This is a genomic window from Pseudoduganella sp. jia 12, assembly GCF_055502675.1.
This window is the reverse complement of sequence record NZ_JBUXKP010000021.1, coordinates 56,658-66,805: the sequence shown is the minus strand read 5'-3', so window position 1 is coordinate 66,805 and position 10,148 is coordinate 56,658. Positions and strand designations below refer to the sequence as shown.

General features: G+C 62.4%; 9 protein-coding genes. 2 read left to right on the top strand and 7 right to left on the bottom strand.

All coding sequences use genetic code 11. The features are described from left to right. The 5 genes from ACY65G_RS29710 to ACY65G_RS29690 form a co-directional block, all read right to left on the bottom strand. On the bottom strand, positions 1-297 hold a 297-nt coding region (locus tag ACY65G_RS29710), incomplete at its 3' end, for a flagellin N-terminal helical domain-containing protein (RefSeq protein WP_465000879.1). Between the two features lie 309 nt (positions 298-606). Further along, a complete protein-coding gene (locus ACY65G_RS29705) occupies positions 607-2,067 on the bottom strand; it encodes a flagellin N-terminal helical domain-containing protein (protein ID WP_464999976.1) in 1,461 nt (486 codons plus the stop codon). Positions 2,068-2,335: 268 nt separating this feature from the next. Beyond that, a complete protein-coding gene (locus ACY65G_RS29700) occupies positions 2,336-3,907 on the bottom strand; it encodes a GGDEF domain-containing protein (RefSeq protein WP_465000878.1) in 1,572 nt (523 codons plus the stop codon). A 138-nt stretch (positions 3,908-4,045) separates the two neighbouring features. Continuing rightward, a complete protein-coding gene (locus ACY65G_RS29695) occupies positions 4,046-4,693 on the bottom strand; it encodes a response regulator (protein WP_465000877.1) in 648 nt (215 codons plus the stop codon). Positions 4,694-4,703: 10 nt separating this feature from the next. Further along, positions 4,704-6,140 (bottom strand): sensor histidine kinase, encoded by a 1,437-nt coding sequence (locus ACY65G_RS29690; RefSeq protein WP_465000876.1) that lies wholly within the window; start codon positions 6,138-6,140, stop codon positions 4,704-4,706. Between the two features lie 54 nt (positions 6,141-6,194). Here ACY65G_RS29690 and greB point away from each other — a divergent pair, with 54 nt between their 5' ends. Both greB and ACY65G_RS29680 read left to right on the top strand, forming a co-directional pair. Further along, the gene (greB, locus tag ACY65G_RS29685) at positions 6,195-6,755 is read left to right on the top strand and encodes a transcription elongation factor GreB (RefSeq protein WP_465000875.1); all 561 of its coding nucleotides are present in this window, start codon (positions 6,195-6,197) and stop codon (positions 6,753-6,755) included. A gap of 134 nt (positions 6,756-6,889) precedes the next feature. After that, on the top strand, positions 6,890-7,537 hold the full coding sequence (locus ACY65G_RS29680; RefSeq protein ID WP_465000874.1) for a transposase: 648 nt from the start codon (positions 6,890-6,892) through the stop codon (positions 7,535-7,537). 49 nt (positions 7,538-7,586) lie between these two features. Here the strand turns inward: ACY65G_RS29680 and ACY65G_RS29675 are convergent, their stop codons facing one another. Beyond that, positions 7,587-9,737 (bottom strand): RelA/SpoT family protein, encoded by a 2,151-nt coding sequence (locus tag ACY65G_RS29675; protein ID WP_465000881.1) that lies wholly within the window; start codon positions 9,735-9,737, stop codon positions 7,587-7,589. A 192-nt stretch (positions 9,738-9,929) separates the two neighbouring features. Next, positions 9,930-10,133, bottom strand: coding sequence for a DNA-directed RNA polymerase subunit omega (rpoZ, locus tag ACY65G_RS29670; protein ID WP_107143459.1), 204 nt, complete (start codon positions 10,131-10,133; stop codon positions 9,930-9,932). Positions 10,134-10,148 lie beyond the last annotated feature (15 nt).

Below are 10,148 nucleotides of genomic sequence, written 5' to 3'. Positions count from 1 at the left end.
CGACTGGACGGCCAGTTCGCGGATACGCTGCAGGATGTCGCCCGACGAGGACAGTGCGCCTTCAGCGGTTTGCGCCATCGACACGCCGTCGTTGGCGTTGCGGGTCGCTTGCGTCATGCCGCGGATCTGGGAGTTCATGCGGTCGGAGATTGCCAGGCCGGCGGCGTCGTCCTTTGCGCTGTTGATGCGCAGGCCCGAGGACAGGCGTTGCAGCGAAGTCGACAGGGCGCCTTGGGAGCCCGACAGGTTACGTTGCGAATTCAGGGAAGCGATGTTGGTGTTGATGACCGATGCCATGGTGACTCTCCAGACGGTACTGCTGTTGGGCGATTTGCTCGGTAACTTTGGCCCGTCACGCTGTTCTTGTGACGATCAAGCCGCTGTTGTTTCAGGTAACGGTAGCCGTGCGGAAACCTTTAGGGTTTTTTCGTGGGAAATCGAATTTTTTTGAAGAAATACGTGACGATGCTTACTGTTGAGCAGAAATTGGCGGACATCGCCAGCTCGCTCCCTTTTTGCCCAGCGAATGCTTGCGCCAGCGATGATCAAAAAAATCCCCGGCTGGTTGCCCAGCCGGGGATTTGGATGTTTTGCAAGTCGTGCTGATTAACGCAGCAGGCTCATCACGCCGTTCGGCAGCTGGTTTGCCTGGGCCAGCATCGCGGTGCCGGCCTGTTGCAGGATCTGGCCGCGGGTCATGCTCGCGGTTTCCGCTGCGAAGTCGGTGTCGACGATACGGCTCTTCGACGCCGACAGGTTCTCCGTCGTGGTCGACAGGTTCGAGATCGCCGAGGCGAAGCGCGATTGCAGTGCACCGTAGGCGGCGCGCTGGGTATTCACCGTTGCCAGGGCCGCATCGGCGATCTTGATTGCTGCCTGGGCACCCTTGAAGTCCGAGATGTCCAGCGAAGCGACCGATTTCAGCGTCGACGACGTGCTGACGGTACCGGCGCCCGACAGGCCGCTGCTGTCGTCGACCTTGAAGCCGCCTTCCGAGTCGTACTTGATCTGGCCGTTGGCGATCGTGGTCGCGGCGGCTGCCTTCATGTCGTTGCCGCCCGAGTTCAGGGCGCCGTCGGCCTTGTACGTGCTTGCCGTGAGGCTGGTGTTGTCCGTGGCACGGGTGTTCTTCAGGTCGATGTTCGCGCCGCTTGCATGCGTCAGCTTCATGCCCTTGTTGGTGGCATCGTATTCGGCGGTGACACCGGTCTTTGCCGACTGGGCATTGATGGCGTTGATGCCGGCGGCGTAGTCGGCCGCGGTGTCGCCCGTGCCGGAAACGCTGAAGTTGATCTTCACCGCATCGGTGTTGTCGCCTTTCAGTTCGAACGAGTAATCCTGTGCGCCCATCTTGAGCATCATGTCGGTGCTGGCCGAAGCGGTCACGCCGGTGCTGGCGGTCTGTGCATTGACCTTGGCCGCGATCGACTTGGCGGTATCGGCACTGGTGGTGGCGATCGCCGTGCCGCTGCCGCGCACGCCGGACACCGTCACCGAACCGGCGGTAACGCTGGTCGACGAAGCAGCTTGCACGTTGTCTTTTGCCACGTTGTTGTTGCCGTACGTGCTGGTCAGGAAGTTCGTGCCCGAAGCCGAGATCAGCTGGTTGGCATCGGCGCCCACCTGGAAGTGCGCGGTGCCCATGGAACCGTCGAGCAGCGTCTGGCCGTTGAACGAGGTGGTCTGTGCAATACGGTTCAGTTCCGAGCCCAGCTGCGTGACTTCGGTCTGCAGCGCGGCACGGTCCGATGCCGAGTTCGATGCGTTCGACGACTGGACGGCCAGTTCGCGGATACGCTGCAGGATGTCGCCCGACGAGGACAGTGCGCCTTCAGCGGTTTGCGCCATCGACACGCCGTCGTTGGCGTTGCGGGTCGCTTGCGTCATGCCGCGGATCTGGGAGTTCATGCGGTCGGAGATTGCCAGGCCGGCGGCGTCGTCCTTTGCGCTGTTGATGCGCAGGCCCGAGGACAGGCGTTGCAGCGAAGTCGACAGGGCGCCTTGGGAGCCCGACAGGTTACGTTGCGAATTCAGGGAAGCGATGTTGGTGTTGATGACCGATGCCATGGTGACTCTCCAGACGGTACTGCTGTTGGGCGATTTGCTCGGTAACTTTGGCCCGTCACGCTGTTCTTGTGACGATCAAGCCGCTGTTGTTTCAGGTAACGGTAGCCGTGCGGAAACCTTTAGGGTTTTTCGTGGGAAATCGAATTTTTTTGAAGAAATACCGGCCCAATGCTTACTGTTGAGCTCAAATTGCCGGATTTTGCTGAAGTAATAGCAAGAACGCGAAAAGCCCGGTCACGCCGGGCGCATCATGATGAGAAGCAGATCGTTATTCGGCGACGACGACGCGGTTCTTGCCGGTTTTCTTGGCCGTGTACATCGCAGCATCGGCACGCTTGACGAGCGCTTCCTGCTCCTCGCCTTGTCGGCGCAGTGCGACACCGGCAGAGAAGGTAATCAGCAGTTTTTCGTTCTCATGCAGGAAGAAATGGCGGGTCAGTTCGCGTTGCAGCCGGGTCATCGTGGCCACGGCCGCGTCGACCGGCGTTTCTGGCAGCAGGATCAGGAATTCCTCGCCGCCGAAGCGGGCAATCACGTCCATGGAACGCAACGTGTCCTTGACGACCTTGACGAGGTGCTTCAGCGCGCTGTCGCCGGCAATGTGGCCGTAGGTATCGTTGAGCTTCTTGAAATCGTCCAGGTCGAGCACGGCAATGCACAGCGGCGTGCTGCGGCGGTCGGCACGTGCCGTTTCCCGCTCGAACACGTCATCCAGGCCGCGGCGGTTCAGGCTGCCCGTCAGCTGGTCTTCACGCACCAGTTCGCTCATGTGCTGCAACTGCATTTCCAGCGCCTTGATGCGCTCTTCCGCTTCCTGCACTTCCTGGCGCGCGGTGACCATGCTGTCGCGCACCTGCAGCGCCTCGTTCTGCACCACGCGGGTTTCATGCAGCACTTCATCGAGGATATGGTTCAGCTCGGTAATATCGTTCGCGTGGCTGATCTTTTCATTGTAGGCGCCGATCTTCTGGTGGAAGTCGCCCGTCGAGGCGGCCACCTGGCCCAGGCGGTCGATGAACGTCATCACCATGTTCTTCACGGTGGCTTTCACGTCCGCCACGCTGTGCTTGAGCTGGCTTTGCTTGAAGATCACGTCCTTCAGGCTGCGCGTGGCCGCTTCGAGCGCGCGGGCATCCAGCGGGCCGGCGATCAGCGCCTGCACGGTATCGACCTGGCCGCGCAGCCAGGAATCGTCGTCCAGCAATTCGCTGACGTTCTCCAGCAGCAGGCGGAACAGCCGCAGCAGCAATTCCTGCTGCTCGGCCGTGTCGCCATGCTTCAGTTCGATCTGGTAGCACAGCTGTTTCAGCCTCACTGCGATTTCCGACAGGTCGGCCTCGGTATGCGCTTCCTTCGTGGCCGCGCCCAGCGACTCGGCCTCCGCCGCCATGGCCGGGGCGGCGCTCAGCAGCGAGGCAACCGCGAGCGTCAATGTGCGGCTGAGCAGGTCACGCAGCAGGCGCGTCTGTTCTCCCTCGGCCATGGGCGCCAGTTCGATGCCGCCTTTCTTCACGGGGCGGTCGGCCAGTTGCGACAGGGCCTTCGCATACGCATCCCAGTCGCGCGCCTTGACCGCGTGGTTGAACCGGCGGCCGAACTCGGCCAGTTCGCCGGGCTGCTCGCGCAGGCGCGCGGCGAAACGGTTCAGCACATTTTCAGGGCCGGGGTCGGCGGGAACGGCCACCACGGGCGGCGGCGCGGGAATGCCGGCGATTTCGTTGTAGATGTCGCGGTACGCGTCCGGGGTCGGCGCAATGCGGCGCACCGCCAGGCGGCGAAAGGCCTCGCGCGCGATTTCAGCAGGGTTCTGGTCCGCGGAACTGGGTGGTTTGCTCGACATCTGGCTTGCAGCCTTTACAAAGTATTACCGATAGCTTGCATCTTAGAACAATTGCGCATTGTTCGAAGCACGAAGCAGCGGTGCTTATTAGCTTTACTTTCGGAACCAGAAGTTGCTGGATATAAGCTTTGCTCGCGTTTAGTCGATGAGCCCATTTCGGATCGCGTAATGCGTCAGCTCCGCGCTGTTCTTCAATTTCATCTTGACCAGCAGGCGCGCGCGGTATTCGCTGACGGTCTTCACCGACAGCGACAGCTCCTTGGCGATGGCCCCCACTGTCATGCCCGAGGCGATCAGTGTCAGGGTCTGGTATTCGCGGTCGGACAGCGTTTCATGCGGTGCCGCTTCATGGTCTTCGCCGACGTGGTTGGCCAGTTCCTGGGCGAGGGCGGGACTGATGTATTTCATGCCGCCCGCCACCTGCCGGATCGCGTTGACGAGTTCCTTCGGCGCGCTCTGCTTCGTGAGATAGCCGGCCGCGCCGGCCTTCAGGGAGCGGATGGCGTACTGGTCCTCGCGGTGCATCGACAGCATCAGCACGGCCAGGTCCGGCTTTTCCTTCTTGATCTGTTTCAGCACTTCGATGCCGCTGCGGTCGGGCATCGAGATATCGAGCAGCACGACGTGGCAACCCGACTTGCGGAACAGGCGCAGCGCGTCGCTGCCGTTTTCCGCCTCGCCGGACACCACGATATCGCGGGTGTCGGCCAGGATCTGCTTCAGGCCTTCGCGCACGATCGCGTGATCGTCGGCGATGAAGACCTTGATGGCTGCCTTGTCGCTCATATACATCTCATTATGTTATTGCAGCCCGAATTGTAGCCGCTTCCGGCCCATCGCCCGGGCCGGCACGCCGGATCCGGATCGCGACGACCGTGCCGCCGCCGGGCGCGTGCGACAGGTTCAGCGTGCCGCCCAGCGCCCGCGCGCGTTCGGCCATGCCGCGCAGGCCGAAAGAGCCCGGCTTGGCGCGGTCGGTGGAGCGGATGCCGCGGCCGTTGTCGGTGATCTTCACGCCCACATGCGTGCGCGTGCCGTGCAGGCGCACCGCCACGCTGGAAGCGTGCGCGTGCTTGGCGATATTGGTCAGCGCCTCCTGCACGATGCGGAACAGCGCGGTGGCCTGGTCCGGATCGAGTTCCACATCCTTTTCGTTGGAGTGGAACGTGCAGGCCAGGCCCGCCTGCGCGGCGAATTCCTTCACCTGCCACTCGAGCGCGGCGACGAGGCCGAAATCGAGGATCGACGGCCGCAGGTCGAGCGTGATGCGGTGCACGGCGTCGATGGTTCGGTCGGCCAGCTCGTCGACATAGGCCGCCTTCCGGGCCAGCACGTCGTCGCCTTCGGGCAGGCGCGCCGCCAGCATGGCCAGCGCCATCTTGATCGCCGTGAGGTTGCCGCCCAGGTCGTCGTGGATCTCGCGCGCCATGCGCGTGCGTTCCTGTTCCTTGACCTTCTCGATGTGGGCGGTCAGCTCCGCCAGCCGCGCACGGCTGGCCCGCACCTCCAGCTGCTCCAGCTTGCTCTCGGTGATGTTGGTCATGATGCCTTCCCACTGCACTGCGCCGTCCGGCAGCACGTGCGGTGTGGCGCGCAGATTGATCCATTTGACATCCTTCCACGCTTCGATCCAGATGCGGCCTTCCCAGTTCCAGCTCCACAGCGTGGTGGCGGAGGAGGTCATCGAATCGAGGTACGACTGCCGGTCTTCCGGCAGCACCAGCCGCGCGAACTGTTCCGGCTGCGCGGCCAGGTCGGCCGCCGGCAGGCCAAGCAGCGCCTGGCAGCCTTCGCTGAGGTAGGGGAAGGACACGCGGCCATCCTGATCGCGACGGAACTGGTATACCAGGCCGGGCGTGTGCGACACGACGGCGTCGAAGCGCGATTGCACCTGCTGCAGCACGTCGGCCGCCGCTTCGTCTTCGGCGATCGCCAGCACGCAGTCCCTGCCGTCGTGCAGTACCCGCACCAGCCGCAGCGCCACGCGGTAGCCGGTACCGTCTGGCCGCGCCAGCGTGGTGCCGACCGCCGCGCCGCTGGCCAGTGCCGCGTCGAACTGTTCACGGGGCAGGGCAGGCGCGATGGTGGCCAATTCCGCGCCAGCGCTCCTGCCCGTTTGCCGGCTCGCCGCCGGGTTCGCGTCGAGAAGGCGCAGGGTGTGGGGATCGATCAGGAAGAGCTGGGAACGCGTGGCATGCCAGACAGCGTCGTGGCAGGAATGGACAATGCTCATAAATGTGTACAATCGTTCCGTATTGGCAGGATGATACGTGAAACACCACTTCTCATGAACAAAGCTTTTGTTAAAGAAACCGAGCAGGACGATGACGACGACGTCCAGCTGGCACCGCCGATCCCTCCGGGCGCGAAGAACTACATCACGCCGAGCGGCTACCGGCGCATCAAGGACGAGCTGCTGCAGCTGATCGACGTGGACCGGCCGGAAGTGGTGCGCGTGGTGCACTGGGCCGCCTCGAACGGCGACCGCTCGGAAAACGGCGACTACATCTACGGCAAGCGCCGGCTGCGCGAAATCGACCGCCGCATCCGCTTCCTGACGAAACGGCTCGACGTGGCCGAAGTGGTGGACCCGAGCGTGCACCATGGCAGCGACCAGATCTTCTTCGGCGCCACCGTCACCTACAGCAACCAGGATGGCGTGGAAAACACGATCACCATCGTCGGCATCGACGAGTTCGACCCGCTGAAGGGCAAGGTCAGCTGGATCTCTCCCATCGCCCGCACGATCACCAAGGCGCGCGAAGGCGATACCGTCACGCTGCATACGCCGACCGGGGTGGAGGAACTGGAGATACTCGAGGTCAGTTATCCGGCGGCGGACGATTGAAAAGTTGCTCGAAAAATGGGGACGTACCCCATTTTTCGAGCAACTTTTGTAGCGGACGCCAAGGTTGATGACACGCAGTCCACTACCTGAGAGTAGGTGCCAAGATGCAGGTTTCTCGTTTCAGGAGCCTGCAAATGCCACGACATGCCCGACTCGTTCTTGAGGGAGTCCCTCTTCACATCGTCCAGCGTGGGCATAACCGCCAGGTATGCTTTCGAAGAGATGCCGATTATGTTCAGTACATCAGCTGGCTGAAGGAATATGCCAAAGGAGCCGGTTGCGCTATCCATGCTTATGTACTCATGAGTAATCATGTGCATCTGCTAGCCAGCTTTTCGGATGTGGACGGCCCGGCATTGCTAATGAAAGGGCTCGGCCAACGTTATGCCCAGTACTTCAATTGGTGGTATGAGCAGACAGGCGCCGTCTGGGAGGGGAGATATTATTCTTCGCTTGTCGCACAGGATGCCTATCTCATTACCTGCTACCAGTACGTTGAGCTGAATCCGGTGCGAGCTGAAATGGTGTTAGCACCGCAAGACTACAGATGGTCGAGTTACCGGGGCAATGCAGGTTTGCATGAAGACGCGTTGCTAACGCCCCATGTGCTATATGGCAGCCTTGGGTCAAGCTTGGAGGAGCGTCAGCGGAAGTATCGCGATTTATCCATGGAAGCGATCGACGTCGCCACACTGGAAAAGATTAGAGAGGCGATCCGTTCGAACCGCGCTATTGGCTGCACTCCCGGCGTAAGAGGGCGGCCACGCAAGTCAGAGCGATAAATGTTGCTTGAAAAATGGGGTACGTCCCCATTTTTCAAGCAACAAATGCTTATCCCCGCTCGCGGGATACCCGGTTCACGCCAGTCACCTTGCGCACGTTGCGCAGCAGGCCGGCGAGGTGCACGCGGTCCTTTACCTGGATGGTGAAGCGCAGCTGGTGCAGCACGTGGTCGTTGTCCTCGTCCATGCCGACGAAGGTGATGTTGCCGTCGGATTCGCCGATCTCGGCGGCCACGCGGGCGAGGATGCCTTTTTCGTTGTTGATCAGCAGGCGGATGCGGCTGTCGAAGCGGCGGTTCAGTTCCGTGCCCCATTTCACCGCGATCCAGCGGTCCGGTTCCTTCTGGCGCTGGCGCCGCGCCACGCTGCAGTCGGACGTGTGCACCTGCAGGCCCTGGTCGCGCCGCAACTGGCCGATGATCTGGTCGCCCGGGATCGGCAGGCAGCAGGGGGCCAGCTGCACGGACACGCCTTCGCTGCCGTAGATCGTCACAGGATCCAGGTCGGCTGCCGAATTGTGGTCGATCGGCATCGAGGCCGATTCGCCGCCCAGCAGGCCGAAGACGTGCCGCGCGACGAGGGCCGCCATGCGCTTGCCGATGCCGATGTCGGCATGCAGCTCGTCCATCGATTTCGCCGACGATTCGTTCAGCAGCCGTTCCACCAGCGCTTCGGGCAGGTCCGGCGAGATGCTGATCGCGGCAAGCGCCTGCTGCAGCAGTTGCCGCCCCAGCCCGATCGATTCGGGCAGGTTGATCGTGCGCAGGTGGTGCCGGATCGCCGAGCGCGCCTTGCCCGTGCGCACGAACGACAGCCAGCTCGGGCTCGGCCGCGAATCGGGGTCGGTCACCACTTCGACGATGTCGCCGTTGCGCAGCTCGGTGCGCAGCGGGGCGGGTTCGCCGTTGATCGTCACGGAAACGGTATGGTCGCCGATGCCCGTGTGGATCGCGTAGGCGAAATCGATCGGCGTGGCGCCGCGCGGCATCGCGATGATCTTCGATTTCGGCGTGAACACATACACGGAATCGGGGAACAGGTCGACCTTCACGTGTTCGAGGAACTCGGCCGAGTCGCCCGTCTGCTGTTGGATGTCGAGCAGGGACTGCAGCCACGCGTGGGTGCGCTGCTGCATGTCCGTCATGTTGGCGTCGCTGTTCTTGTACAGCCAGTGCGCCGCCACGCCCGATTCGGCCGTGCGGTGCATTTCCTGCGTGCGGATCTGAAATTCCACCGGCGTGCCGTACGGGCCGATCAGCGTGGTATGCAGCGACTGGTAGCCGTTCAGCTTGCGGATCGCGATGTAATCCTTGAACTTGCCCGGCATCGGCTTGTACAGCGAATGCAGCGTGCCCAGCGCCACGTAGCAGTTCGGGAAGCTGTCGACAACGACACGGAAGCCATACACATCGAGCACCTGCGAGAACGTGAGGTGCTTCGAGCGCATCTTCTTGTAGATGCCGTACAGCGTTTTTTCGCGGCCATACACTTCGGCGTGGATGCCGGCCATGCCCAGTGTGTTCTTCACCGAATCGAGGATCTTGCCGACCACTTCGCGCCGGTTGCCGCGAGCCGCCTTCACGGCCTTGGCCAGCACCGTGTAGCGCAGCGGGTGCAGGTGCGAGAACGACAGGTCCTGCAGTTCGCGGTAGATGTTGTTCAGGCCGAGGCGGTGCGCGATCGGCACGTAGACCTCCATCGTTTCCTTCGCGATGCGCTGCTTCTTCGCCGGCGCCATCACGTCCAGCGTGCGCATGTTGTGCAGCCGGTCGGCAAGCTTGATCAGGATGACGCGCACGTCGGACGCCATCGCCAGCAGCATCTTGCGGAAGTTTTCCGCCTGCGCTTCGATCTGGCTCTGGAACTCGATCTTTTCCAGTTTCGACAGGCCGTCGACGAGTTGCGCGACCGGCGAGCCGAAGCGCTCGATCAGCTCTTCCTTCTTGACGTCCTGGTCTTCCATCACGTCGTGCAGCAGCGCGGCCATCAGCGCCTGGGCATCGAGCTTCCAGTCGGCGCAGATCTCGGCCACCGCGATCGGGTGCGAAATATAGGGCTCGCCCGACTTGCGCACCTGGCCCAGGTGCATCTCGTCCGAGAACCGGTAGGCTTCCTTGACCTTTTTCAGGTCGGCCTCGGTCATGTACTCGGCGAGTTTTTCGGTAAGGTGGCTGATGGTGGCAACACCCGCTGGCGTCATCGGCGCGGCGAGGGGAGACGTGGAAATGGCGGGAGGCTGGCCGGCATCGCCATCCGGCCGGACAGCCGAACGGCGGCCCCGGGAAACGGGGCGCTCAGTAATGCCGGATTCAGGGGAATTCAGGTTCATGGTGTTCGCAGTGTAATTCAACTGGAGAACCTGTGGCGGTGCGGAGGAACCGGAGTTCCAAAATTACATCGGAACCTTTTTCAGCATTTCCAGACCGACCTTGCCGGCGGCGATCTCGCGCAGCGCGAGCACGGTCGGCTTGTCCTTGGCTTCCACCTTCGGGGTATGGCCCTGCAGCAGCTGGCGGGCACGATAGGTGGCGGCCAGCGTCAGCTGGAAGCGGTTCGGCACATTTTGCAGGCAATCTTCGATCGTAATACGGGCCATGGTAACTCCTGGGCA

What these genes read in the sequence shown, in the direction of transcription:
- ACY65G_RS29695 (WP_465000877.1), bottom strand. Translation starts at nt 4,693, where the DNA reads ATGAGCGACAAGGCAGCCATCAAGGTCTTCATCGCCGACGATCACGCG.
- ACY65G_RS29700 (WP_465000878.1), bottom strand. Translation starts at nt 3,907, where the DNA reads ATGTCGAGCAAACCACCCAGTTCCGCGGACCAGAACCCTGCTGAAATC.
- ACY65G_RS29675 (WP_465000881.1), bottom strand. Translation starts at nt 9,737, where the DNA reads ATGACGCCAGCGGGTGTTGCCACCATCAGCCACCTTACCGAAAAACTC.
- ACY65G_RS29690 (WP_465000876.1), bottom strand. Translation starts at nt 6,140, where the DNA reads ATGAGCATTGTCCATTCCTGCCACGACGCTGTCTGGCATGCCACGCGT.
- greB (WP_465000875.1), top strand. Translation starts at nt 6,195, where the DNA reads ATGAACAAAGCTTTTGTTAAAGAAACCGAGCAGGACGATGACGACGAC.
- ACY65G_RS29680 (WP_465000874.1), top strand. Translation starts at nt 6,890, where the DNA reads ATGCCACGACATGCCCGACTCGTTCTTGAGGGAGTCCCTCTTCACATC.
- rpoZ (WP_107143459.1), bottom strand. Translation starts at nt 10,133, where the DNA reads ATGGCCCGTATTACGATCGAAGATTGCCTGCAAAATGTGCCGAACCGC.
- ACY65G_RS29705 (WP_464999976.1), bottom strand. Translation starts at nt 2,067, where the DNA reads ATGGCATCGGTCATCAACACCAACATCGCTTCCCTGAATTCGCAACGT.